The sequence below is a fragment of the Fibrobacter sp. UBA4309 genome, from assembly GCF_002395745.1.
Taxonomy (GTDB): Bacteria; Fibrobacterota; Fibrobacteria; order Fibrobacterales; family Fibrobacteraceae; genus Fibrobacter.
Map to the genome: position 1 here is coordinate 1 of NZ_DGUN01000025.1, position 25,136 is coordinate 25,136.

22 protein-coding genes and 1 tRNA gene are annotated in these 25,136 nt (G+C 54.7%); 16 read left to right on the plus strand and 7 right to left on the minus strand.

Going from position 1 to position 25,136, the window contains the following annotated elements; translation table 11 throughout:
- Positions 1 to 307: 307 nt before the first annotated feature.
- The 7 genes from B3M32_RS02350 to B3M32_RS02380 are packed head-to-tail and all read left to right on the plus strand — an operon-like array spanning position 308 to position 7,124.
- Complete coding sequence (locus tag B3M32_RS02350; RefSeq protein WP_290743318.1) at positions 308 to 2,164, plus strand: alpha-amylase/4-alpha-glucanotransferase domain-containing protein; 1,857 nt, start codon at positions 308 to 310, stop codon at positions 2,162 to 2,164.
- Between the two features lie 2 nt (positions 2,165 to 2,166).
- A complete protein-coding gene (locus B3M32_RS02355) occupies positions 2,167 to 2,856 on the plus strand; it encodes a hypothetical protein (RefSeq protein ID WP_290743320.1) in 690 nt (229 codons plus the stop codon).
- Positions 2,846 to 3,532 (plus strand): lytic transglycosylase domain-containing protein, encoded by a 687-nt coding sequence (locus B3M32_RS02360; protein WP_290743322.1) that lies wholly within the window; start codon positions 2,846 to 2,848, stop codon positions 3,530 to 3,532. The genes B3M32_RS02355 and B3M32_RS02360 overlap by 11 nt, the downstream gene beginning before the upstream one ends.
- A gap of 10 nt (positions 3,533 to 3,542) precedes the next feature.
- The gene (locus B3M32_RS02365; RefSeq protein ID WP_290743324.1) at positions 3,543 to 4,901 is read left to right on the plus strand and encodes a TolC family protein; all 1,359 of its coding nucleotides are present in this window, start codon (positions 3,543 to 3,545) and stop codon (positions 4,899 to 4,901) included.
- 14 nt (positions 4,902 to 4,915) lie between these two features.
- Positions 4,916 to 5,494, plus strand: coding sequence for an MlaC/ttg2D family ABC transporter substrate-binding protein (locus B3M32_RS02370; protein WP_290743326.1), 579 nt, complete (start codon positions 4,916 to 4,918; stop codon positions 5,492 to 5,494).
- The gene (locus B3M32_RS02375) at positions 5,494 to 6,420 is read left to right on the plus strand and encodes a hypothetical protein (RefSeq protein ID WP_290743328.1); all 927 of its coding nucleotides are present in this window, start codon (positions 5,494 to 5,496) and stop codon (positions 6,418 to 6,420) included. The genes B3M32_RS02370 and B3M32_RS02375 overlap by 1 nt, the downstream gene beginning before the upstream one ends.
- On the plus strand, positions 6,420 to 7,124 hold the full coding sequence (locus tag B3M32_RS02380; protein WP_290743330.1) for a pseudouridine synthase: 705 nt from the start codon (positions 6,420 to 6,422) through the stop codon (positions 7,122 to 7,124). The genes B3M32_RS02375 and B3M32_RS02380 overlap by 1 nt, the downstream gene beginning before the upstream one ends.
- 6 nt (positions 7,125 to 7,130) lie before the next feature.
- Here the strand turns inward: B3M32_RS02380 and B3M32_RS02385 are convergent, their stop codons facing one another.
- Positions 7,131 to 7,493 (minus strand): HU family DNA-binding protein, encoded by a 363-nt coding sequence (locus tag B3M32_RS02385; RefSeq protein WP_290743333.1) that lies wholly within the window; start codon positions 7,491 to 7,493, stop codon positions 7,131 to 7,133.
- Positions 7,494 to 7,732: 239 nt separating this feature from the next.
- Between B3M32_RS02385 and B3M32_RS02390 the strand changes: the two genes are divergently transcribed.
- The 5 genes from B3M32_RS02390 to B3M32_RS02410 all read left to right on the plus strand — a co-directional run bounded on the left by B3M32_RS02390 (position 7,733) and on the right by B3M32_RS02410 (position 14,155).
- On the plus strand, positions 7,733 to 8,809 hold the full coding sequence (locus B3M32_RS02390) for a tRNA dihydrouridine synthase (protein WP_290743336.1): 1,077 nt from the start codon (positions 7,733 to 7,735) through the stop codon (positions 8,807 to 8,809).
- An 88-nt stretch (positions 8,810 to 8,897) separates the two neighbouring features.
- Complete coding sequence (locus tag B3M32_RS02395) at positions 8,898 to 9,725, plus strand: TIGR02147 family protein (RefSeq protein ID WP_290743338.1); 828 nt, start codon at positions 8,898 to 8,900, stop codon at positions 9,723 to 9,725.
- 23 nt (positions 9,726 to 9,748) lie between these two features.
- Positions 9,749 to 10,756 carry a hypothetical protein gene (locus B3M32_RS02400; protein WP_290743340.1) on the plus strand — a complete coding sequence of 336 codons (1,008 nt, stop codon included), beginning with the start codon at positions 9,749 to 9,751 and terminating at the stop codon, positions 10,754 to 10,756.
- 99 nt (positions 10,757 to 10,855) lie between these two features.
- Complete coding sequence (locus tag B3M32_RS02405; RefSeq protein WP_290743342.1) at positions 10,856 to 13,813, plus strand: glycoside hydrolase family 44 protein; 2,958 nt, start codon at positions 10,856 to 10,858, stop codon at positions 13,811 to 13,813.
- 3 nt (positions 13,814 to 13,816) lie between these two features.
- On the plus strand, positions 13,817 to 14,155 hold the full coding sequence (locus tag B3M32_RS02410; RefSeq protein WP_290743345.1) for a DUF1232 domain-containing protein: 339 nt from the start codon (positions 13,817 to 13,819) through the stop codon (positions 14,153 to 14,155).
- Between the two features lie 51 nt (positions 14,156 to 14,206).
- On the opposite strand, the gene B3M32_RS02415 is transcribed toward B3M32_RS02410, so the two are convergent.
- On the minus strand, positions 14,207 to 15,496 hold the full coding sequence (locus tag B3M32_RS02415) for a citrate synthase (protein ID WP_290743347.1): 1,290 nt from the start codon (positions 15,494 to 15,496) through the stop codon (positions 14,207 to 14,209).
- A gap of 33 nt (positions 15,497 to 15,529) precedes the next feature.
- Positions 15,530 to 16,822, minus strand: a complete 1,293-nt coding sequence (locus B3M32_RS02420; protein ID WP_290743350.1) for an aminotransferase class I/II-fold pyridoxal phosphate-dependent enzyme — start codon at positions 16,820 to 16,822, stop codon at positions 15,530 to 15,532.
- Between the two features lie 183 nt (positions 16,823 to 17,005).
- Between B3M32_RS02420 and B3M32_RS02425 the strand changes: the two genes are divergently transcribed.
- Positions 17,006 to 17,980 carry a fibrobacter succinogenes major paralogous domain-containing protein gene (locus B3M32_RS02425; RefSeq protein WP_290743352.1) on the plus strand — a complete coding sequence of 325 codons (975 nt, stop codon included), beginning with the start codon at positions 17,006 to 17,008 and terminating at the stop codon, positions 17,978 to 17,980.
- Positions 17,981 to 18,173: 193 nt separating this feature from the next.
- Positions 18,174 to 19,196 (plus strand): branched-chain amino acid aminotransferase, encoded by a 1,023-nt coding sequence (locus B3M32_RS02430; protein ID WP_088638563.1) that lies wholly within the window; start codon positions 18,174 to 18,176, stop codon positions 19,194 to 19,196.
- 99 nt (positions 19,197 to 19,295) lie between these two features.
- Here the strand turns inward: B3M32_RS02430 and B3M32_RS02435 are convergent.
- Positions 19,296 to 19,369 (minus strand) — tRNA-Ile (locus tag B3M32_RS02435).
- Positions 19,360 to 20,790: a glycogen synthase gene (locus B3M32_RS02440; RefSeq protein WP_290743354.1), complete on the minus strand. Its 1,431-nt coding sequence runs from the start codon at positions 20,788 to 20,790 to the stop codon at positions 19,360 to 19,362. Before B3M32_RS02440 ends, B3M32_RS02435 begins: the two co-directional genes overlap by 10 nt.
- A gap of 147 nt (positions 20,791 to 20,937) precedes the next feature.
- Here B3M32_RS02440 and B3M32_RS02445 point away from each other — a divergent pair, with 147 nt between their 5' ends.
- Positions 20,938 to 21,990, plus strand: coding sequence for a hypothetical protein (locus B3M32_RS02445; RefSeq protein ID WP_290743356.1), 1,053 nt, complete (start codon positions 20,938 to 20,940; stop codon positions 21,988 to 21,990).
- 185 nt (positions 21,991 to 22,175) lie between these two features.
- On the opposite strand, the gene opgC is transcribed toward B3M32_RS02445, so the two are convergent.
- Both opgC and B3M32_RS02455 read right to left on the minus strand, forming a co-directional pair.
- On the minus strand, positions 22,176 to 23,237 hold the full coding sequence (gene opgC / locus B3M32_RS02450; protein ID WP_290743358.1) for an OpgC domain-containing protein: 1,062 nt from the start codon (positions 23,235 to 23,237) through the stop codon (positions 22,176 to 22,178).
- A gap of 24 nt (positions 23,238 to 23,261) precedes the next feature.
- The gene (locus B3M32_RS02455; RefSeq protein WP_290743360.1) at positions 23,262 to 24,380 is read right to left on the minus strand and encodes a hypothetical protein; all 1,119 of its coding nucleotides are present in this window, start codon (positions 24,378 to 24,380) and stop codon (positions 23,262 to 23,264) included.
- A 108-nt stretch (positions 24,381 to 24,488) separates the two neighbouring features.
- Here B3M32_RS02455 and B3M32_RS02460 point away from each other — a divergent pair, with 108 nt between their 5' ends.
- A complete protein-coding gene (locus B3M32_RS02460) occupies positions 24,489 to 25,127 on the plus strand; it encodes a LolA family protein (protein WP_290743362.1) in 639 nt (212 codons plus the stop codon).
- Positions 25,128 to 25,136: the final 9 nt, after the last annotated feature.

A 25,136-nucleotide genomic window follows, 5' to 3' on the forward strand; every position in this document is an offset into this window, starting at 1 on the left:
CGGGGGGCTTTTTTTATATACCCGCTCGCGCTACGTCCCGGCATGTACGCTCCGGCAGGCGCGCTCACTCTCGACGTCCGCGGCTGCACTCGTTCAAACAATTGTGCAAGCATAATTGTTTGACACTCGTTTTGCACGCTTTTAGTGGTTAGGACATGCAAAAAAAACATCTTGATATCAGCGATCCTGTCTACTAACCACTGTTTACTAACCACTGTTTACTTAACACCGCCGAAGAACCGTCATACACGCAATTCTAGTAACTAGTAACTAATAACTAGTAACTCTTTTTTCTATCCTTTACCATATGAAACCGACCATTTCGTTTGTTTTGCAGCTGTCCCCGGCTACGGCCTACAAGGATCTCGAAGCTGTCGCTCGCAATTTGCTCGACGGTCTTGACGTGCTCCTGTCTTCGGGACAGGTGAAATGTTCGGTGTATGTAGACGGCCCGACGCTTCGCGTGATGCGCAAGGTGGCTAGGCCGCTGGCTTTTGGCAGAATCCGTGACGGCATCGCCAACGGGACTATCGAGTTCCTCGGTGGCGGTTTCTACGATCCCATGCTGCCGCTGTTCCCCGAAGAACTGCAGTCGCTGCAGTTGAAGGAACACCGCAAGATTCTCAAGAGCTGTTTTGATATTGAACCGCAGGGCTACTTCAATTCTTCGCTTGTGTGGGAAATGGGCATGACGCCGATTCTCGAACGCGAAGGCTTTGACTATGCGCTTGTAAGCGAATCCGCCATCCGTACCGCACTCGGGCGTTCAACTCCCACGTCGGGATGGTTCTCGGTAGAGGACAAGGGTGCCCTGATGCGTGTCGTCCCCGTCGCCGACGAACTTTCTGCGGCCATCGAGAACGATAGCCTGAACTGGCGCGAGATTCTCGCTCCGTACTGTCGTGACGGCAAGACGGCGGTTGTCATTCTCGATTTGCCTCCGCAGGCGAAGGACATCGTGGACTTTTTCGGGAGACTCGTGGATTTTGTCGAGACGAACGACTTGCAGACCTGGCCCGTGGGTTACATGGTCAACCAGCTGCCGCCCGAGGCGTCCCTCAGCTACCTGATTTCGGCTGGCCGCAAGCTCGGGCTGCCTTCATCCGCGACGACCTGCAGGGAAATGCTTATCCGCCGTCCGGAAATCAACATGTTGCAGAAGGCCATCTTGAACCTGTACCGCCGGGGCGAGATCCTGCAGGATGCGCGCAGGAAGAATTCCTTCTATGGAAAGCTCCTGCCGGCGATGTCGCCGATATTCTTCCGTGACCTGGGCAATGCCGAAGGCATGCGTAGCCTGAATGTCCGCCAGTGGTGTGCGCGTTACGTGATGGACGCTGCGCGCGAACTGGATGCGATGATGGATTTTTCGGGACTCCGCATGGAAGTCTGTGACTACCTGTTGCTGGGCCGCAAACAGATCTGGGTCGAGAACGCCGACTTCTCGTGCCTTTTGGATTATTCCGATGGCGGCGTGCTGCGTACGTATAGTTACAAGCCGATTTCGATGACGTTCCTCAATACCTGGCGCAACGATGCCGAGCCTTCGGTGGCCTTCCTGGATTGCCTGCTCCCGAATACGGACTTGTCTCCCGAGCGCATCGAACGCGCCCTGGCCGGCCGTGAAAGTCTTCTGAAAGATCCCTACGATTACCAGATTGAACGCGTCGAACATGGTGCCGAAGTCAACCTGCTCGAAGAACAGGGATTCGCTATCGGCGAGAAACGTGGCGTATTCCGCGTCGGCAAGAAATACGAGTTCAAGAGCACGTCTTCGGAAGTTTCTGTCGAGTATAATCTTTCGAACAGTCTCTATCTGGATACCAAGTGCTTCTTCGGGTCCATCTTTGAACTGGGCATTCTGGAAAATAGCGACGGCATTGGTGTCACGATAGACGGTAATGCGGTCAAGTGGGACAAGAAGAGCCCGATACTTTATCCGGAAGCAAGGACTGTCGATATCCGCGACTACGCGCTGGGTTGCATTTTCCACATGAAGATGGATTCCCCGGCGACCATTTTTGTCGGCCCGATTTTTGGGGCGTCGAATTCGGCTGCCCCGGATATTTTCCAGGGAATACGGGTCTATCCGTTCTGGCGTACCGCCTTGAACGTCATGGATGACAAGACGCTGAAGATTACCATTTCTGTTACCAAGGGATAGGCATGAGGGCGGATCTAATTGACATTCAGGTCGAAGACCATGGTGACGATGTGGAGATATCCCTGTCGGGTTCCTTGAGCCGCGTCCACTTGCCGGCGGTCCGTGAAAAAATAGAGATGCTTACCAAAGGGCCTGGCTGTTTCTTTTTCTTGAACTTGCAGCGTGCCCATTTCAAGGCCGATGAATATCTGGACTTGTTCCTGGAGGTCCTGGATCGGATCAAGGCACAGAATTCCGCGCTGGTCCTGATATTCAACAGCGAAGAACAGAAAGCCTATTTCGACAAGTACAAGAATATCTTTGAAATTTACGAGAGCCGTAGCGCGTACAAGAATTCCGGCATGCGCAAGCAGTTGAGCCAGATCGGGGTGCATTACGGGAAAAAGACCGGGCTTCGCCTTACGCCGTCTGTCGCCATTGCCGCCTTTGTCTTGATTGTCGGGTGGGCTATTACTTTGTTCTTAATCATCGCGGCGCAGGGCAGGGACATTGCGGATAAGCAGGCGCAGATTATCGCCTTGCAGAGCCAGAAGGACCGCTATATCCGCGAAATCGACAAACTGGAATCTTCAATAGGCCCGTTACGCAAGCTGGGCGTTGTGCAAGATACTTCCATGCTGAGTTCGTTCGGGATTATCCAGGATTGGGTATCGTACCTAGAGTACTTGGAGAATTCCCGCCTTGAAAAGTGAAATTCGTATCCATCCGGTTTTTTCGCTGGTTGTTTTGGTGACGGCTTTTGTCTCCATGGTTGCTTTTGCCGGCTGCTGGTATGTGCGGCAGGGCCGCCTGGTGCATTTGGCCGAAAAAGAGGCGAATCTCAGGGGAGACCTGGAGCAGCTTGATACGTGGGGCAAGTGGACTATCGACTACGTCAAGATAGACAAGGTTGTCGATCATCTTTCGAAAAACCGCCTTTCTCCCGAATCCAAGCGGAAACTGACGGAACAGATTTGGCAGATTTCGAGGTCTTATACGCTTGACCCGCTCCTTGTCCTCGCCGTGGTGGCGCAGGAAAGCCACGGGAACCCGAATGCGCGCGGGCGTACCCGTTCCGGCAAGCATTCCGGGGCGATGGGGCTCATGCAGATAAAGCTCGAGACGGCCAAAAAGATGGCCTACCATTTCGGGCTTACGGTCGATACGGAAGAAGACCTGCTGAAACCCGAAGTGAATGTCGCTGTCGGCACGGCCTACCTGATAAGGCTTATCGGCAAATACGGCAGCTGGAAAGAGGCGCTGATTGCCTACAACCTGGGACATTCCGCTGTCGACAAGATGTTGCAGAGCGGCATGCCCCTGCCTACACGTTATTATGAACGCGTAATTTCCAAGTATTGGGAACTGGCCCGTCTGTCTTTTTTGTAAATTTGGGTTAATGTTTAGAATCCTGCTTTTACTTTTATCGTTTGCGGTTGCGTATGCGGGCGAGGTCCGGTACGACGTGTCCGAATTTGTAAAAGCGGGTATCACGCACGATCCCATACTGGAAGAAACCAGGCAGGGGGTTGTTGCCAAGAAGGACAAGATTCGCGCCCTCAAGGCGAACGCCATTTTGCCTACGTTCGATGTATCGATGATTGTCGGCCCGGCTCCCGGCCTCCGCGACGAAGTCGACAGCGACGGCGACACCATGAGCGTCTACGACTTTTCCAAGATGGGTCCGTTCTGGGGCGTTCAGGCCAAGTTCGTGCAACCGCTCAACTTTGGCCAGTACCGTTCCGGCAAGAAGGCGCTGGAAGCGGACTTGCAGCAGAAACAGTACTCTATCCTGGAACAGGTCCACAAGAAAGACGTGGAACTCCAGACGTACTATTACAACTATCTGCTGGCAATGGAAATGCAAAAGCTTGCCGCATCGGCCAAGGCCCGCGTAGACGAAGCCTACGAGAAGATGGAAGAAGCCCTGGATGACGATGACCCGAGCGTAAGCCAGATGGATTTCTTGAACTTGAAAGCCAAAATGCATACCGTCAAGGAAGGCGTTACCGAAGCGGATCTGGGAATGAAGCGCGTACAGCTCGCCATCCGCTTTGCTTTGGCCATGCGGGAAGACGATGTGTTCGTTGCCGAAGATACCTGCCTTGTGCCGCGGACGGAACCGCTGCCTCTATTGGAAGAAGTCCGCCTGATTACCCTGCAGAACCATCCGGAGCTGAAGCAGCTTGCCGCCGGCATTACCGCGCGCCGCACGCAGATGCAACTGGCCGAAGCCAAACTGGCTCCCGAATTCTTTATCATGGGCCAGGTCGAATACGTGAAGAGCTGGGCGGGCAACCGCAGTGTGATGCAGAAAGACGCTTTTGCCGAAGATGCTGTGAACAAGCTGGACGGCCTTGTCGGAATCGGGCTTCGCTACAGGCTGAACTTCTGGAAATATTGGGAAGAATACCGCAGTGCAAGATCCGATTATCGCGGACTGCAGTTGAAGGACCGCTATGCTGCCGACGGGCTCATGGCGAAGGCCGAAGAGCAGTACTACCAGGTGGTGGCCGCCAAGGAGAACATGGAGTCGCTCAAGGAAAGCCTGCGTGCCTCGGATGCGATTCTGAAGGGTGCCGCCATGCAGTACGACCTGGACAAGTCCAAGACGGGCGAACTTGTTTCTGCATATACCCAGAACATGAACATGCAGAAGGACTACTATTTTGCGGTATGCAAGTACAACGTCGAATTTGCCGAACTGATTTCGCGAATGGGTATGTCCTTGGCCGAATTCCACGAAAAGTTTAAGTAAAATGGAGGTAAGAGATGTTTAGGAAGATTCTAGTTGCGGTAGCTTGCGTTTCGTTGATGGCTTTTGCCGCAGACGATCCCGTTTCCGCCATCAAGAAAAAGGACGCGGAACTCCAGACTCTGCTCAAGAAGTCTACGCGCAATGCCAAGGAGACGGAACGCGTCAAGAGTTTGCTGAACGACTCGTTTGACTTCGAACTGTTGGCGAAGAAGAGCCTTTCTACCAAGGACTGGAACGCCCAGGACGAAGCCTCGCAGCAGAAGTTCGTCGCCGAGTTCCAGCGCATGGTCCGCAACTCCAGTGCAAAGCGCCTGGAACTGTACCGCGCGGATTCCACTGTATACGAGCCGGCCAAGATGAAGGGTGCCGAAGAAGCCCGCGTGACGGCCCATCTGTGGAACAAGGGCAAGGAATCGGTTCTCGAATACAAGATGAGCATCGTGAACGGAAACTGGAAAGCCTGGGACCTCGTTATCGACGACCTTTCCACGGCTAGGAATTACAAGGACCAGTTCAGCCAGATTCTGAAGACCAAGAGTTTTGCGGAACTGATCGACATCATCAGCAAGAAGGCTGACGAAGCCGAGAAGTAATGGGTGGATTCCTCTTCTGGCTAGTTGTTATCCTGTGCGCGCTTGCGCTGGTTGTCCTGTTTTTCCCGTTTCGGTTCAAGGTGGAATTCGATGCGGGGGAACAGGGAGCCGGGGCAAGGCTTTTCTTTTTTAAGAAGCACCTCTGGACCGGCGAGAAGAAATGGGGCAAGGACAAGGAAACCGAAACTCCGGACAGCGATGATTTTCTGGACGCTGTCGAACCCGAGTTCGTGGCGACTGCGCCTGCAAAGAAAGACGCTCCCAAAGCCGAGAATGCCTATAAGGCGGCTGCGACTCCCGCGCCTGCCGTACCTCCCGCGCCTACCGAGACTCCGGCTACAGCAGAGCCTTCCGCTCCTACTGCGACTCCGGCTACCGTTGCGACTCCGGCCACAGCCGCGGCTCCCGCACCTGCCGCGCCCCCTGCTGCGGTAGAAAAGCCCGTCGAGGAACCCGCACCGGAAAAGAAGGAAAAGCCGAAACTCACGGACGAACAGTTCTGGACCATCATCTTGACTCCCAATCTGGACGGCCGCGCTTTCCGTTACGTGAAGAGCCTGCTTTCGATGATTGTGCGGCTGTTCGATATCAAGTTCAAGGACTGCTTTGTCGAGGGAATCCGCAGCGATTATGCGACAATGGGGTACGGTGCCTCCGTAAACGGAATCTTCAAGAGCTTCCCATATCTGGAATCGTGGGATGTCCGCATGGACTGGTGCCATGAAAGGGACTTGCGCGCCCAGGGCGAAATTCTTGGACACACGAATCTTTGCCGCGTGATTTTTCTTTTGCTGGCGCTGCTCGTGTATGCGGGAATCCTGTTGTTGCTGTTCTGGCGCCGCCGCTCGCGAGTCCTCAAGACGGGCGAACTCCCGGAACTCGGATTTGTCCGTAAAAAGATTGTCGGCTGGATGACGGAGGAATAATGCCCGCTTTGACTTTGGAACGATTGTTGGCCAGTATAGGTTATGGCAGCCGCAAGGAAGCCCGAGCCCTTGTCCGCATGGGCCTTGTGGAAATTGACGGCAAGGTGCTCGAAGATCCGTTCGTGGAATTTGCGGAACGCCCGGCGACCATTACGGTGAACGGCGAAGAAGTGACGACGCAAGAAAAGTTGTATGTAATGCTCCACAAGCCGACGGATGTCGAGTGCAGCCACAATGCCCGTGACCACCAGTCGGTCTATTCGCTGCTGCCCGACAGGTTTTCTGCAATGGGTATCCAGAGCGTGGGACGCCTGGATGCCGATTCCGAAGGCCTGCTGCTGCTGAGCAACCAGGGCGATTTTATTCATAGGGTCGAAAGCCCGAAAAAGGGACTGCTGAAGCGTTACCGCGTTACCCTGGCACGTCCCTTTACACCGGAGCAGGAGGCTGAGCTCCTGAAGGGCGTGATGCTCAAGGGCGAAAGACGCGAGGTCCTGGCCCGCGCTATCGAGCGGGACGGGGAATCCGTGATTATTTCTATCGGGGAAGGCCTGTACCATCAGGTCAGGCGCATGTTCGCTGCGGTGGGCAACCACGTAGAGACGTTGGAACGTATTTCTATCGGACCGGTGTCCTTGGACGAGTCGTTGGGCAGGGGTGGTTGGAGATTCCTCACAGATGAAGAAATCCAGTCTGTTTCTTGAAAAAGATTAGTCTTGTTCGTTCGACTGTTCCGCCGTAACCGGTTCGATTTCCGGAGAGATGGCGTCGACGTCGACAAGGGATTCCAGGGAATTGATCTTGTCCTTGATATCGTTGCTGAACTTGAAGGTCGGGACCATGCGTTCTTCGATAAGGACCGTTTCGCCGGTGCGCGGGTTACGTGCCGGGCGTGCCTTGCGGGGTTTGCAGGCGAACGTACCGAATCCGCGGATTTCGATGGTGTTGCCGTCGATGAGCTTTTCTCCGACAAGGCCGAGGAACTGTTCAACGACCGTCTTGATATCATTACGCACAAATCCGGTGGACTTGGCGATTTCTTGAATCAGGGATTGTTTAGTTATGTTAGGCACGGATCAATTATGGGTTAATTGTTCTAATGACGAACTTAAATATAAGTTTAACAACGAGTTAGTGGAGGGCTTGCTTGAAAATTAAATATTTTTTTCGGGCTCTCGTTGCGGACATGTTGTGGATAATTGTGGTTTAAATGTGGAAAAATGTTGAAAAAATGAAAATGGAAAAAAATCCCTCCTGTAAACGGTTCAATTTGCGCGATTTGGAAGTGTTTCCGAATACCATATTGAGTCCGATGGACGGAGTGACCGATGCTCCCTTCCGCAGGCTGTGCCGCGTGCTTTCCGGGAACCGCATGGGGCTCCTGGTGTCGGAGTTCGTGCCTACGGATGGTGACGCCGTTTTCAACCCGGAAGGTCACAAGCAGTTGCGTTTTTTCCCGGAAGAACGTCCGTTCGGCGTGCAGATATTCGGCCGCTTCCCGGACAGGATGGCCGATGCAGCCAGGAAGATTGCTGCAAAGTACAGTCCCGAATACATAGAGGTGAACGCGGGGTGCCCGGCGCCGAAGGTGGCGGGCAAGGGTAGCGGTTCCGGACTGCTTAGGGACTTGCCGCGCCTGCAGGAGATTCTGCACGATGTCCGCTCGGCACTGGACAGGAGTGGGGCGGACATCCCGCTTACGCTCAAGTGCCGTATAGGCTGGGACTCCGAAAGCATTAACATAATGGAGGCTCTCGCGATTGCTGAGGGCGAAGGCGTCGAGATGCTCACGGTGCATGGCCGTACCCGCTTGCAGGGGTACAACGGCCTTGCCGACTGGGACTGGATCGGCAAGGCCGCGGCCGCGGCCAAGATTCCGGTCATCGGTAACGGCGACGTGAACAGCGTCGACGTCGCCCGTGAGCGCATCGAAAACTACGGTGTCGCCGGTGTCGCGATTGGCCGCGGCGCCATGCACAACCCGTGGATCTTCGGCCAGATTGCCGACGCCTGGGAAGACAAGCCCGCGCGCGTGATTACGGCCGCCGAGGCGCTCGACGTGTTCAAGCTGTACTATGGTTTCAAGATCGAGGACGGCAGTACCGACAAGGGCGCCGAAGGCAGGCTCAAGCAGCTCGCCGCGAGACTCTGCAAAGGGTTTTGTTTAGACGAGAGAGGTGGTGAAGCGGATGGCGAGTCGTTGGATGTCGCGCTTCAGGTGCGTCAGGCTCTGCTTTCGAGCAGCTGTGCCGCCGAACTCCTGGACCGAGCGCAATCCCTCAAGGAAGGCCTCGCGAAAGACCTCGTGTTCGACCCGGGCCGCCTGGTGAACCTGAACGGTGCCAAAGAAACAGAAATCAAGTACGGCGACCAGTTCAAGGGCCGATAATCCATAATCTTTGAATGTACTCAAAAAAAATCTCAAAATTTTTGCAAAAGGTATTGACTTTGAGTCAAAATTTGAGTACATTTAGGGTATGGACAAAACGATTGACATATTCCAATTCACGAATTTTCGCAAGTACCTGGACGAATACCAGGCCGCTCGCGTGCAGACGGACCCTGGTTTTACTAGGGCTGGAGCGTGTGTGCTGCTGGGACTTCCCAAGACGCGCAGCTACTATAATGACATTGTCAAGGGTAAAAAGCTTTCCGGCCGTATGATTCCGAAGTTCGTGGAAGTGCTTGGCCTGAACAAGAAAGAAGCCCGGTATTTCGAGACCATGGTGAATATGGATCAGGCGAAGACCGCGACGGAGAGGAACGCCTTTTTCGAGGATTTGCTGAAGCAGCATCCGGATTCGCACCGCATCTTGAACGAAGACGCCTACGAGTATTATAATCACTGGTACAACAGCGTGCTGTTTACGGCGCTGGAGGTCGTAGATGTCTCGGATGACCTCGAACCCATCCAGAAGTTGATTTTCCCGAAGGTGTCCGTTGGAACGCTGAAACGTTCCCTCGAATTGCTGGAACGCCTCGGCTTTGTGCGGAAGAACGAGAGGGGTTTCTGGAAGAGTTGCCGTGATACGGTGAGCAGCGGCGCCTATAGCAATAGCGATTTGGTGCGCCAGTACCAGTTGCAGTGTTTCGAGCTTTCGAAGCAGGCCCTGCTTGCAAACGACGAGAGGTCTTCGGATATGGCGACGTTCACTTTCAGCGTGTCCGACGACGCGTTCAGGGCGATTGCCAAGGAAATCCATGGCTTGAAGGCCAGGGTGCGCAAGATTATCATGCTTGACAAGAAGAAGGCGACTGGCGTCCACCAGTTGAATCTTCATTTGTTCACAAATTTGAAAAAATAGTTTCAGGAGGAACCAAAATGTTTATGGAAAAGTTGACGAATGCGGGCGTTGCCTTTGCCCTGCTTGGCCTCGGGATCCTCGTTGGCTGTAGCGATGATAGCTCCAGCATTGCATCGACGCTCAGTGAGACGAATACGGGAAAGCCCGTTGCGCAACTGGATACGTCGTTGTTCGAAAAAACATTCAGTGACGGGAAAAATCCTTGTAGTGAAGATATTGAAACGGATACTATTCATGTTTTGGCCAAGAGTGCTTCGGAATATGAAGAGCCTTATTCGGTGATGACATTGGAAGGCTCCTGGGTTGAGAGTTTTTCTCGACCCATGTGTGGAAGCTTTGACGATATATACCTGTACGCAGACGTGAAAGGCCGTGCTTTGGATGCGGCAGGGAAGCCCTTGGCAAATGCGCTAGTTTACACGGAAAAAAACTGTATGCCTTACGATAGTAAATGTCAAGCTGTTACGACGGATGCAGGGGGGTATTTTTATTTGGAACGGGTGAACTTCTTGTCGTATCTAGAGATGCAAATTGATCCTGTTGGCTCTAACAAGAAAGCTGGCGAGCGTGAATGGGAGCATGTTCCGTTTTATAATGAGATTCCGATACGCATTATTTCCGAAGACAAGAAATACGGTGTCAACGAAAACGTTGACTTTGCAAAAGCGCATATGATTGAAAGCGATGCTGGTGTAATCGTTGATGTGGGCGACATAAAGTTACTGCCGGCCTATTTCGTTGATGTTCCCTTGGATTCCTTATATTTCGAGGATTATGTGGATGGGGAATTTGTTGAGATTCCTGCCGAAGAGGCTCTGGAAAACGAGGTGTTTTTGAATATTCGCAACGTGGAGTGTTACTATCTTAATTATTGCTTTAATTGGGCGCCAAACCCGAGGATTACGATGGAGGATGTGGAACGGGGGTATATTACGGTGGATGGACTCCCCGAAGGAACCTACGAAGTGCTTCTTTATTGGTTGGATGGTGTCGCTGAAGTGTATCCGGACTCCATAAGGGTTGATCGCTGAAAAGATTGAGCCTATTTATGAAGACCGTCGTGCAAAGCGGCGGTCTTTATTATATATTGCCTAAAGGAAGTTGTTCCCTTATTAACCCTTTGGGTAATTATGTTTGGAAAAATCGAAAATACAGTAGGCGCCTTTGTGGTTGGCGTCTTGGCGTGTAGCGCTTTTGCCGCACAGAACGTGGTGACGGTCGATGACCTGAAACCGGGCATCGTAATCGACAAGAAGGACATGATGGCCGCCGACCTGGCGATATGGAATCCGCCCAGCCGCTATTACGACATGACGCAGGCGTTGGTGGACGGCGGTTATACCGTATTCCGCTTCCCGAACGGCTCGCTTTCCAATGATTACCACTGGAACGGAATCGGCAAGTACGATAGCACCGGCCTCTGGACTCCCGACGAGAACAAGTGGGCGCGTGGATTCCTGGGCGAGACGATTTACCGCGGTACGACCAAGGACAACTACGGGTTCATCCGCCGCAGTCACCTTGCTGACGGCAACATGGAGACGATGTGGTGGGGTGAGATTCTCGACCCGGATGACCCGCCCTGGGTCGTGGTGGAGTTCCCCGAGAGGATGGACTTCGATTCCCTGCAGATCGACTGGGGCGACCTCCGTCCGAAATCTTTCGAGTTCGCCTACTGGACCACGGATTACGCCGAATACCCGGGCGTTCACCAGGCGCTCGTGAACAACCTGAAGGTGGAATCGGTCGTGAAGGTTTCCGGCAAGACGACCAAGTACAAGTTCAAGAAGCTTAAGACCCGCTACGTGGCAATCCGCTTCAAGACTGCCGACCTGCCGAGCAGGGGCGTGCAGATTCGCGAGATGAAACTGTTTAGCGGTGGCTCCGACCTGCTCGAAGGCAACGGCTACAAGTTCTACGCGATGTCTACCCGCAATGGCGACAAGGCCCGCACGGACTGGACCGACATCAAGTGGGATTTTGAAGAGTTCATGAAGTTCATCAAGACGCTCCCGAATGCGAAGGCGGTCATCTGCGTGAACGCGGGAACGGGTACGTCGCAAGAAGCTGCCGCCTGGGTGCGCTATGCGAACAAGGTGAAGGGCTATAACATCAAGCAATGGCAAATCGGTAACGAACTCGATGGCGAGTGGGAAGAATCCGGCCCGATTTCGGCGCGCCATTACGCTGCGCGCTACCTGGAATACGCCCGCGCGATGAAGGCCGTCGATTCTACTATCGTATTGCATGGTCCGCTGTTCAGCACGCACAAGATGCAGCAGAAGGGCGCGGGCCTGCTCGATGGCAAGTACTGGATGGAAGAATTCCTGCGCATCGTGGGCGAGGCCGAAAAGAAGGACGGCAAGCGCTATCTTGACGTGGTGGACTTGCACAACTATCCGTACTGGACGCCGAACAACCCGACGGCTGCCGACATGCTCAAGTCGATGCTTGACGTTGGCCCGAACATGGATACGCTCGATACGTGGATGAAGCGCCACCTGGAAGGCGAACGCGGCGTGTCGCTTTCGGAATTCAGTACGTGCGTGCAGGGCTACAGCCTGTTGATGGACTACCCGCAGGCATCTGCGGTGGCGAGCATCTTCGCGCAGCATGCGGTGCGCTTCGGCAACCGCCTGCAGGTGCTCCCGTGGGATGCGTTCGGCAACCTGTTCAAGGGCCCGGACGATACCTGGGGAACAAACAGTATGTCTGCGTTAGTCAAGGACGGCTCCTGGAACCGTTGGAAGTCCTTGGAACCGACGGCGGAATACTATGGAATCTACATGACGTTCAAGAACTTCCTCGAAGACGGCTTTGCGGTGTTGCCTGTTTCGAGTACGAGTCCCGACATGGAAGCGTATGCGATTGGCAAGGGCGATTCCGTGCGCGTGATGCTCGTGAACTTGTCCGAAAATTCGCAGGTGGTGCAGATTGACCGTGCCAGCACGGAGGGGATTGCTGCCGAGGTTGGCCAGGGCGACCTGGTGCGTACCGAGGTGGACGTGTTCGGTGCCGACCAGTTCAAGTGGCAGGGGACTTTGCAGAACGCGTTCCCGTATCCGAAAATGGGCCCGAGCGGGCGCCGTATAAACCCGAGCAAGAGCAAGGACATTACCGTGCCGCCGTTCGGGCTTGCCGTAGTGCAGATTAACCCGCGCGTAATAGGGCTTGACAAGGCGACGAAGGCGATGGCGGCAAAACCGCGGGTCATTGCCGCGTCTCTCGAGAAGAAGGTTTTGCTTGCGGGTGACACGCTTGATCTCTTTGGTACCGTGGTCCAGGAAAATGGGCAGCTCACGAACGGAATGTTGATGATTGAAAACTGGGGTAAGCGTGGTATGTATATGACTTCGTTTGCTCCCGATGACGGCAAGTGGAATGCCTCCATCGAAAGCTTCCATGTGAAGGTCCCGATTCCGGAAGACCTGAACAATGCTCCCCGTTCAATCCGCGTGGCAATTGGAGGCCTTGGCGGCAAGGTGGGTGCAATCGACATCCCGTTCCGCGTGCGTGGCGCCTACCGCACCACGAAGGCCATGCAGAACTTCGACAACGGAATCGAGGCGGTGGACTGGTACCCGGTGGCGAACGGCGACAACGCTACGGCCATCGACGCGAAAGTCTTTAACGGCGCGCCTCCGCACGGTGGTTTCATCCGTCATGAATTCGTTATCGAGCAGCCGCCTGCACAGGGCTGGCCCAACTTCGCGGGCGCCTATTACGTGATTCCGCCCGAAGTCAAGAATTCCGTGGGCATCGTGTTCGACTACGCCACGAACCACAACAATCCCGACGGCTATTTCGAAGTGCAGATTGCGAGCAGCCAGGTGGAAGACTACGACGAGTTCATGGTGCGCCTCAAGAATACGCACGGCAACTGGGTGCGCGATACGCTCATCTGGGAGAACATGAAGCAGGAAGGCTGGGGCAAGACTATCCCGCAGCTTGACCCGACCAAAATAAAGAACTTCTCGTGGCGCGCCCGCTACAGCGGCAAGGGCTATATAAGCCTTGACAACATCTACCTGCTTGGCGAAGATGGCGAGGAAATCCCGATGCCGAAGGGACTTAGGAGACTGAGGTAAGATATGGATAAAGAACCCGAAGTACACGATGTGAAGGAATTGAACGGCGCCTCGCCTATGCAGAAGGGGCTTGCCGTTTTCCTCGTCATCATGTCTCTTTTATACACTGTGTCGCCCATCGACTTGGCGCCAGATGCCGTCCCCGTAGTGGGCTGGATTGACGACATCGGATTCCTCGTGACCGCGACAATGAATGCTGTGCAGCAGTTCACGAAGGACCAGAATTCCGCCATGGTGAAAATCCTGAAATACGCCAAGTGGTTTATGGTCATCGCAGTCGTGATTGCCGCGTTGCTACTCGGCGGCTTGATAGCCGCAATTGTGGCATTGATTGTGAAGTAAGAAATCTTCTACAAAAAGCGGGCGACAGTAATTGTCGTCCGCTCGTTTTGCTTATCGCTTATCCCTATCGATCCAGGGACGTCCCGTCTGGCCTACGTAAATCTGGCGCGGACGGTTGATCTTGGAATTCGGGTCGTCGTGCATTTCCTTCCAGTGGGCAATCCAGCCGGGGAGTCGCCCGATGGCGAACATCACGGTGAGCATGTTCGTCGGGATGCCCATGGCGCGGTAGAGGATACCCGAGTAGAAGTCCACGTTCGGGTAGAGCTTGCGCGCGATGAAGTAGTCGTCCTTCAGGGCGGCTTCTTCGAGCTTGATGGCGATATCCAGGAGCGGGTCGTGCACGTGTTCGCGCTCGAACACCTGGTACATGAGTTTCTTGAGCACCTTGGCGCGCGGATCGTAGCTCTTGTACACGCGGTGGCCGAATCCGGAAAGGCGGAACGGGTCCTTCTTGTCCTTGGCCTTGTCCATCACCTGTTCGATGGTCATGCCGCTCTGCTGGATGCGCAGGAGCGTTTCGAGCACGGCCTGGTTCGCACCGCCGTGGAGCGGGCCCCACAGGGCGCAAATGCCGGCACAGATACTCGCGTAGAGGTTTGCCTGCGAACTGCCCACCATGCGCACGGTCGAGGTGGAGCAGTTCTGTTCGTGGTCGGCATGCACGATAAGGAGCGTGTTGAGCGCGCGTTCCATGATCGGGTCCGGGTGGTAGGGGCGGGCCTTGCTGCTGAACATCATGTTGAGGAAGTTGCTGCAGTAGCTGCGTTCAGCTTCCGGATAAACGAACGGTTCGCCGATGCTTGCCTTGTAGGCGAAGGCGGCGATGGTGCGGATTTTGGAAATAAGGCCCGCGGTCGTGAGCTCGAAGGCGCTCGCGATGTTTTCGTCGTCGTAGAATCGCGGGGTAAAGAGGCCCACGGCGTTCACGATGGAACTGAGGATGCCCATCGGGTGTGCACTCGGCGGCATTTCGCGGAAGAAGTGCAGCAGGTTCTCGTGCAACAGTGCATTCTCGGTAAGGAGCGTGCGGAAGTGCCCGAGCTGTTCCTGCGTGGGGAGTTCTCCGTAAATCAGGAGCCACGCGGTCTCGGGGAAGGTGGCCTTCTCGGCAAGATCTTCGATGGAGTAGCCTCGGTAGCGGAGGATGCCCTTTTCACCGTCAACAAACGTAATGGCGCTCTTGGTGCTGCCCGTGTTCAGGTAGCCGTAATCCAGCGTGACAAGCCCGGAATCCTTGCGCAGCGTGCTGATGTCGAGGCCGTGTTCGCCCTCGGAACCTTCCACCACGGGGAGTTCGTAGCTCTTGCCATTATAGTTCAGTGTTGCCTTTTCGGACATTTATCCTCCGGAGGGGCGGGTTTCAACCGCCAATTATTTCATCTTCAAAATGCAATTATAAATATTTTCGAACAGCTTGCCGAGCTTTTCGGTCGGGACGGCGCTGAAAGCGACGCGGATAAGGCCCGAGAGCATGATGGTTCCCGTGCTGTAGTCCTTGATGAGCTTCTGGCGGAGTTCCTCGGCGTCCACGCCCTTCGGCTTGATGCACATGAAGTAGCCGCTGTTGCACGGCATGGCTTCGAAGGCGTCCTTGTATTCCGGGTGCGCGGCGAGTTCGTTCTTGATGATGTCGAAGCGCTTCTTGAGCGTGTTGTACTTTTCCTGCTTCTGCTGCAGGTATTCCGGGCTTTGGAAGGCGGCGAGCAGGATCTTCTGGCTGATGCTCGGGGCGTTAGAGATGTTGCCGCGGACCGTACCGGCGGCCTTGTCTTCGAGGGCCTTGAGCTGGGCTTCGGTGGCGCCCTTGAAACCGAAGGTCATGAACCCGACGCGGAAGCCCCAGACGTAGTCTTCCTTGGTGGGGCCGTCGAGCTTGACGGCGAGCAGGTTCTCGTTGGCCTCGAGCAGCTTCACGAACAGGGATTCCTTGGTCACGCCTTCCTCGTAAACGAGTCCGAAGTAGGCGTCGTCGAGCAGGGCCACGACCTTGTTGCCCGCGGCGGCGCAGTCGGTGAGGATCTTCGCGATTTCGACGGCTTCCTTTTCGGTGGCGGTGTAGCCGGTCGGGTTGTTCGGGAAGTTCAGGAGCACGACCTTCTTCTGGCTCTTGCTTTCGGCGAGGGCGGCCTTGAGGGCTTCGGTATCGAACCCGCCGTCCTTGAAGGTGTTGAACGTCTTGATTTTCGCGCCGCAGCTGTTCACGAACACGAGTTCGTAGTTGTCCCAGTAGAGGTCGGGGATGATGACTTCGTCACCCGGGTCAAGGAAGAGGTAGCCCGCGCAGCTGATGGCGTGGGTGAGGGCGCAGGTCACGACCGGGTTGCTGAACTGCTTGCCGGCGAGGCTAGGGTTCTTGCGGACAATCTGTTCCTTCCAGGCCTTGCGGAGGTCGGGGTTGCCGAAACTCGGGGCGTACAGGAACGCCTGCTTGGGGAGGTTCAGGCTCTTGAGTACGCAGTCGAGCACGAGCGGGCTCCCGTCGTCTTCGAGGGCGGTGCCGATAGTCGCGTTGATTTCGGAGCCCTTGGCTTCGGCGCCCTGGCCCAGAATGCCCTTGCGCGGGAAGAAGATAGCCTTGCCCCTTTCGGAGAGCATGGAGAGAACATTGCAGCCGTTTGCGGAGAGTTCCGCGTTTGCCTGTTCGGCGAGAGGATTGTAGCTCATGACCTTGGTCCTGTTAAAAATTCCGCGCGCAAAGATAGCTTTTTTGGGGGGAGTTTTCAAGTTTTCCATAGGCAAAAGGGGGAGGGGGAAGCCCCTAAGACCCCGCTGTACATTTTCTGTAATAAAACTGCAGAAATCATGGCTTTGAATGTATATTTTAGGTGCTTACTTGGAGGAGCGTTTATGGCTTTGATGCGTTTTCTGGTGATTGGTTTTGTGGCGGCGGTGCTGGTTGCTTGTGGCGACGACGACAGCAGTTTTGCGACGCGCCCGAGTGGGGATTCTTCGTCCAGCGTCACACCGCAGAATGTCACCCTGAGCGAAGTCGAAGGGTCGAACGATAGCGAGACAAGTGTGTCCAGTAGTAGTACTAAACCCAGCAGTAGTTCTGTGGAGTCTTCGTCGAGTGATGGGTACGTAGAACCATCGACTGTAGTTAAGGGAACTATGACTGACGAACGCGATGGGCAGACTTACAAGACGGTTACCATCGGCACGCAGACCTGGATGGCTGAAAATCTGAATTATGCTTATACTGGTGTTCCCTATAAATTTGTGGATAACGAATCTAAGGAGTACACCTCTGATTCCACTAGCTGGTGCTATAACAATGATCCGTCTAACTGCACCAAATACGGTCGTCTTTATACTTGGTCTGCGGCTATGGATAGTGTTGGCATGTGGAGTACAAACGGCAAGGGATGTGGAATAGGCGGGGATGGGGTAGAAGCGGATTGTTCGCTGACATATCCGGTGCGAGGAATTTGTCCTGAAGGTTGGCATTTGCCTACGCAAGATGAGTGGGAGAATCTTGTCAGCGCTGTTGGAGATTCCGCGGCTATGAGGCTTATGTCGGCAAGTGGTTGGTCCGATGGCGGCAACGGTACTGATGATTATGGTTTCTCGGCATTTCCTGCTGGCTTAAGGGAAGTCAGTGGGGTTTACTACGATGAGGGCAATTACGCGATGTTCTGGAGTTCTACTGAGACCATTAACGACTATGGGGACAGCGAGTGTATTCTTGAATATGATTACGATATTTGTAAAGAATCCGCGAACATCATGCTCTTGAACTACTCCAACCTCCACCACTATTGGGGCGTTAGTTATGGTGTTAAGGCCACTGCGAATTCTGTCCGTTGCGTGAAGGACAATTAGCCGGGGCGTTGCGGGGCGGCGAGCGCCCGCAGTGGGGGTAGAGAGCAACGAAGTGCGAACGAGGGGGGTTCTTCCCCCCTTTTTTACAAATAAATCGTGCCAAAATCCCTGCGATAATTGTATTTTTCTGTGCGGTACCGAATGATACCTTTAAAAATGCACAAACTGCAAAAAAGGTTAAATTATGCTTGATTTGAACACTGTCGATTGGAAGACGCTCCCCTTCGGTTATTACGATACCGATTACAATGTCCGCTGCTACTACCGCGATGGCAAGTGGGGCAAGGTTGAACTTTCTTCTTCCAAGGACATCAGCATCCACATGGCCGCTACCTGCTTGCATTACGGCCAGGAAGGATTTGAAGGCCTCAAGGCTTACACGGGTAAGGATGGCAAGGTCCGTATCTTCCGCGTTGACGAGAATGCGAAGCGCATGCAGAACACCGCGAACCGCGTGCTCATGGCCGTGCCGCCGGTCGAGCTGTTCCGCGAGATGGTCCACACAGTGGTGAAGGCCAACGCCCGCTTTATTCCGCCGTATGGTCATGGTGCAACGCTCTACATCCGCCCGCTCCTCATCGGTACGAGCCCGGAAGTCGGCGTGAAGCCCTCCGACGAATACTTGCTGTTGATGTTCGTGACTCCGGTGGGTCCGTACTTCAAGGACGGTTTCAAGCCGGTCGACATGATGATTAGCCGCAACTTCGACCGCGCCGCTCCGCAGGGCACGGGTACGGTGAAGGTCGGCGGTAACTACGCTGCCAGCTTGCTCTCCCTCGCCGAGGCCAAGAAGCTCGGTTACTCCAGCACGATTTATCTGGACGCGAAGGAAAAGAAGTACATCGACGAATGCGGTCCGGCAAACTTCTTCGGCATCAAGGGCAAGACCTACGTGACCCCGAAGTCTGAATCCATTCTGCCGTCGATTACGAACAAGAGCCTGCAGCAGCTTGCTGAATACCTCGGCTACACCGTGGAACGCCGCCAGGTCCCGTTCGAAGAACTCGCTGAATTCAGCGAAACTGCCGAATGCGGTACCGCCGCCGTGATTACCCCGATCAAGAAGATTGTGGATCCGGTTGCCGGCAAGGAATTCACCTACGGTGACGGCAAGAATCCGGGCCCTGTCTGCACGGAACTCTTCACGAAGTACACTGCTATCCAGTTCGGCGAAGCGGAAGACCCGTTCGGCTGGACTGAAGTCGTGGACGTGTAATTGACGTTTTTGCAAATAAATTAAAAAGGTCCTCGGCTACTGGTCGGGGATCTTTTTGTAAAGCAAAACCCCGCAACCGTTGAAGTTGCGGGGTTTTCGTGGGGCCTCCCGGACTTGAACCGGGAACCCGCGGGTTATGAGTCCGCTGCTCTAACCAATTGAGCTAAAGCCCCGACTCGCCCAATATTAGCAAATATTTTGCGATTGTGCGATCCCATTCGTAGTGGAATCCGCTGTAAGCGTTCACGACGGCCTTGTCCCAGTCCGCGACTTCAGTCTTGTACACGTGCAGGGCGTCCTTGAGTCTGCGGATCATCTGGTGAGGCGCATTTGCGTCTTCGACGAGGAACGCGTTCGCAACGCCGGCGTTCTCCGGAGTGTAGTCGTCCAGGGAACTCGCTACACCGACGTTGAATCCGGTAAGGGGCAGTGTGCCGCAGGCGAGTGCCTTGAGGATAATAGAAGAAGACGGCTCGCGGAGGTTGGCTGCGAACAGTACGTCGGAACCGGCGAGAGCGCCGCGCAGCTTGTAGATGCTTTCGAAATTGGCGTCCAGTTCCAATACGCGCATGGTGTCCGGGTATTGCTTCGAGACGTCCTGGAAATAGTTCCATTCGGGGTATTCGGGCGTCATGCCCAGGACCATGAACACATCGAGCTTCGTGATGTCGGAAAGCACCGTGGCGAGCGTTTCGGAGGTGTTGCCGGATTCGTTGTCCAGATGGACATACAGGACCAACTTGCCGTCGAAGTCCGCACCGAGCGTTTTGGCGAGAGCCTGCTTTGCCCTGTGCTTGGCCTCCTTGATGGGAAGCTTGTCTTGCTCGTTGAAATCCCAAACCTTGTAGCTTACGCCGAACTGTACGCCGATTAGTTTGTCTGCGTTGTGGCTCAGGAATCCGCTGAGGCCTCCTGACAAGTTCGTGTTGATCATGGCGTCGCGGTAGCCGGGCGACGGGAATAGCACTTTGCGGGCATAGCAGATGCCGGCCTTCAGCAGGCTGACCTTGCCCCAGAATTCGTAGCCGTCCATGTTGTAGTCGGCCCGCGGGAGGCCGATCTTTTCAATTTCGCTTGCGCCTACGTGGAAATCGTAGGTAATGTTGTGTACCGTGAAGAAGAACGGCACGTTGCCGAGGGAGTCCTTGTACACGGTCTGCGTCAATGCACCGGCGAGGGCTCCGCCCCATTCGTGGCCCAGGATAGCGTTGAACTGGAGCCCGGTCGAAATGGCGTAGCTCATTGCTGCCGACGCGAGGAAGGCGAACCGGAGGTGGTTGTCGCTATAGGGAATGCTGTGGGGAGGCCCGTACACATGGGGCCTACCGAAGTATTCTTCGTTGAAAATGTAGGTGTGCAGCGGGTCCGAGTTGGATTTCCAGATCTCGAAAGGTTTCCCGTGCAGTTTCTCTATGCCTTCGTAGATGCAGGAGTAGCTCTCTAGGTGCATCAGGTGATGCTTGTAGAACGGGGAACAGGTTATGACATTGGCACCGGCCCTGCTGAACGCATCCGTCATTCGGTTGACTGCTGTCGCTAGCGGACTGGGCGTCGCCCAGTTGCCAGCTTCAGGGCTGACGACCAAGATATCCATTATCCCCTCTTACTCAAAAAAAAATTTACATCAAATGCAAGTAATAACAAATTTATTTATTTAAATTATGTTATGGTAGACCTGGTTCGCTCCTGGATGGGGGAAATGGGCCTTTTTCTAGAAAAATCACCTTAGAGGAATTGAAAAATGAAGAAATTCTTTTTGGCAGCGTTGGCTATGAGCGTCACTTTCGCTCTGACCGGCTGCAAGGGCACGAACGAAAAGCGCGGCGACGAACACTTACAGGAAGGCCGTTTCCGCAACGCAATCAACTCTTATCTTGAAGCCAAGAAAAAGGGCAGCATGTCCGACGAGTTCTACGACAACTTTACGCTTGCTCTCGTGCGTGCTGCCGAAATTGAGGCCAAGAAAGACCTGAACAGTGACCTCATCAACGGTTATTTCGAAAAGGCCAGCGTGAACATGGCCGAAGTCAAGAAGGACGAGGTGGTCGAAGAATACGTGACCAAGCTCGCTACCGTAGGTAAGCAGCAGGCCGCCCAGGAAGGTATCGACTACGCTACCGTCATCAACGCCTTCGCCAAGATCGATACTGCCCTCGCTACCGCCCAGGCTCGCCACATTGCCGAAGGCTCCGTGAAGGCTATCCGTACCGAAGCCGAAAACGCCTATGTCGCCCGCAACCTCTCTGACGCCAAGGCCGAATCCGACCCGGTTGTCTGCGAATACCAGCTCATGAAGCTTGCTGAAATGGCTCCGGAAAATGCCGACGTGAAGGCTGCCCTGAACAAGAGCCGTGTCGGTACCCGTGGCTACTTCCTCATCTTCGGCGAACAGATCGGCGAACCGGTCAACCGCCGTATCGACAAGTGGGGCTACGTGATGGCCTTCCCGACCATCAAGATCGCTCCGGGTTCCCTCTCTGGCGAACTCCAGTTCTGGGCCTCTACCGGTAACAATACCGAACTCGACCCGAGCAAGATCAAGCTCGTCTCCACCGATGGCCAGGAAGTCTTCGCCAAGGGCAATTCCGGCTGGTGCGAAGCCGAAGTGCTCGTTGGCAAGAAGGGTGACGAAAAGATCGAGAAGAAGAAGCAGAGCTTCAAGGGCAAGGGCAAGCTCATGAACGAGTTCCAGTGCTCCGTGAACGTAAGCTTCTCTTACGGCAAGGGCTTTGTCCCCGACTACGTCGAATACAAGGACGAATTCGGTATCGGCCGCAAGTATCTCGGTCAGTAATCGAATTTACGGAACGTAAAATCCCCGGCCCTGCCGGGGCTTTTTTGTTTTGGGGGATGGGGTATGGGGTCTACTCAAAGGGCATAACTCTACTAGGGCAACAAGTTGCCAAGTATCGTTTAGGCGCGTTGCGCCTTTGAGGTAATTGCCCATAGCCCACTGCCCATAGCCCAAAGCCCAAAGCTTCACTGCTTAACTCGCGGTTCGCGGGCTTTCGCGAGTGCCCATAGCAGTACGCACGCGGCAACAGGAACGAGGATGTTCCAGGGGGCGTGGTAGCGGATGCTGTTGGGCGTGGACATCCAAAGGTAGATGAACACGATGTGCGCGGTGTAGACGTCGAGGCTATGGCGCCCCATGACGTTCGTGGCCCGGAAGTCGAGCAGGGAAGGCCAGGTGCGTACTATCCAGCAGATGGTAAGCATGAACACGAAGAAGTTCGCGAAACGGAGTGGACCTACAGCGACCTTGTCAACGAGTGCTGCTGCGGGCAGTTCTATCGGGATGAACTGGTGCGACCACAGGAAGCAGAAAAGCAGCACGGCGAGCAGTGCCGGAGTGGATTTCTGGACTGCGGTCACGGCAAGCGCGGAAGTGCGGGAGTCTTCCGTACGGGCGAGTTTCCACCAGGCGGAGACGGCCGCCCCGGTAAAGTAGACGAACTGCCACCCGAACGGATCAAAGTCCCCGTGACAAATCCATGCGGGGAACAGGCTGTTCACGGCATCGCGCAACCCGAACTGCGTGGCAATCCAGACGGCCAGGGACGGTAGCCAAAGCATGAAGACGGTGCGCTTGTGCCTTGCCTTTACAAAAAGTGGAAATGCGAAGGAGCCCAGCAACAGGAATACCACGTACAACGGAAGGACGTCCAACCATTCCGGTGTGTTCACGAGAACTGCGCTCCACAGCGAACCCGCGAGGGGATGCCGGTGCAACGAATTGAAGAGGTACGCGACGCGGGGCAGGAACCAGCAACTGGCCAGGCACAGGCACAGGAGCGTGACCGCATGGTAACGCCATGTCTTTAACGCCCTCCAGCGCATCCAGCTCTGCGTAGGGTCCTTTGCGCTCTTGCTCGATGCGGCAAGCATGCCGACAAAACCGGACAAGAAAAAAAAGCCTTCGGCCGCACTGAAGAAGCCGAAGCACTGGTAAAGATAATGCGATATGGGCTTGCCGAAATGATCCAGCGTCATCTGCAAGAGCAGGAGGCCGCGGATGGAGTCGAGAGCCCTTATTCTCACAGGAGTAGCGCCGTTAGGCGGTCCTTAGAAATCCGCCTGGGCGCTGATACCCATAGCGAAATCGGTATCGATGTTGTCGCTGAAGTTGTAGCCGAACCAGAATACGATTTCGGTCTTCATCGTCGGGTACACGTAGAAGTTCAGGCCGCCGAAGTGGTAGTCGTTGCCGTGGACTTCGGTATCCGGATCGTGGTATTCGTAGGTGAATCCCATGGTGAGCTTCTTATGCAGGTTGAAACTGGGTTCGACGGCATAGAGCAGCTGGTCTTCGGTGAAAATCTGTTCCTGGGCGGGGTATTCTTCCTTGGTCAGCGCATAGAAGTAGGTGAAGCCGAGGTTGAAGAACGCGTAGTTCATGCTCGGTTCCAGGAGGAAGCTGTGGATGCCCTTGCCCTTGTACGGGTGGAGTCCCCACACGGCGTAGATGCCCCAGTTGAAGCGTTCGAAACTCTTGGAGTAGTCCACCTCGGTTCCCAGGGAGTAGGTGTAGCTGCGGCCAATGTCGTCGCCGAACATCCAGTCGATGCTCGGGGTCAGGACGAGGTGTTCGTCCACATGGTTCAGCATGGGAAGCGAGTAGGTGGCGAACATGGCCATGGAATGCTCGTTGTCTTCGGAGGCGCCCATGTAGAACTTGCCGTGTCCGAACTTTTCCGTGCCGACTTCGGCTCCGACACCGCGGAGGTTTTCTTCGCGGAGGATGACCGCATAACGGGACGGATCGCGCCAGAAGAAGTAGTTGAACGTGCCGGCACTGTAGGTGAGGTCGCCGAAGACGAAGCTGACCGCGTTGGCCACATCCCAGCGGAACTGGACGCCGTCAAAGTTGAATTCGGTAAAACGGCCGCCTTCGTCGCCCATGGCCGTGCTGTGGGCGTAGTAGTGACGGTGGGTCTCGGAGGCGTGCGTGCCGTTCGAGTCGGTATAGGTACTGTGCGTGTTGGCCATGACCGTTACGGAGACGTGTTCGTCCATGCGTGCCGTGGCGGCAAGGTCGATGTCCTGGTTGGCTGCGTTAATCGGGCTGAAATCGCTGTCGAAATAGCTACCGTAGTCGGCGTTGACGGAACCGTGAAGCTCGATTTCGGCTGCAAGGGCAAAAGATGCTGATGCGAGTGCGATGGGCAAAATGAGTTTGCGCATAAAATCCTTCCAAAAAAGTTTCGGCACTAAAGATAGAAATATATCTGGCGGAAAACCATGTCGCGCGGGGCCGTTGTTTTGTATTTTTGTGAATAATATTGGAGTTTTATGAAATTCGCGAAAACGGTAGTCTTGTTTTTGGCCTTTGGGCTTATAGCCTGTTCTTCGGCGTTTGCGGTCACCGCGTCGGAAGCCATGGAAAAATCGAAGAGCTGGTTCAAGTCGGCAAACGCTTGGAGCCTCGATTTTAAGTTGCAGGTATTTTATGCGGAATCGCCCGATATCGTAAGCCAGCAGGGCAGCTTGCTGGTGGCCGACAAAGACAGGTTCAAGCTCGACATTGCCGGCATCAAGTTCTATAGCGACGGCAAGAGCTTGTGGCAGTACAACGTGGAACAGAAGCAAGTGCTTATCAAGGATGTGGAAGACCTCTCCAGTTCGTTGCATCCGTCCGAGCTCCTTTTCAAGTACCTGAACTGCAAGGCCGAAAAGATAGGTGAGGGGGATTTTTCCGGAAAGAAACTCTGGGTGCTGACTTTGAACCCGGCCAAGTATGCCGGGCAGTTTACCAAGATGGAAGTCTGGCTTAGCAAGCAGGATTTCTCGCCCGTACGCCTTTTCACGGTGGATCCTGCCGGCAATGCGTCCTGGTACAACATAGTGAACTTGAAGGTCGTGAAGAAAGTTAACGACGATGATTTCCGGTACAAGGCCATCAAAGGCGTCGACGAAATCGACATGAGGTAGTTGTGGTGT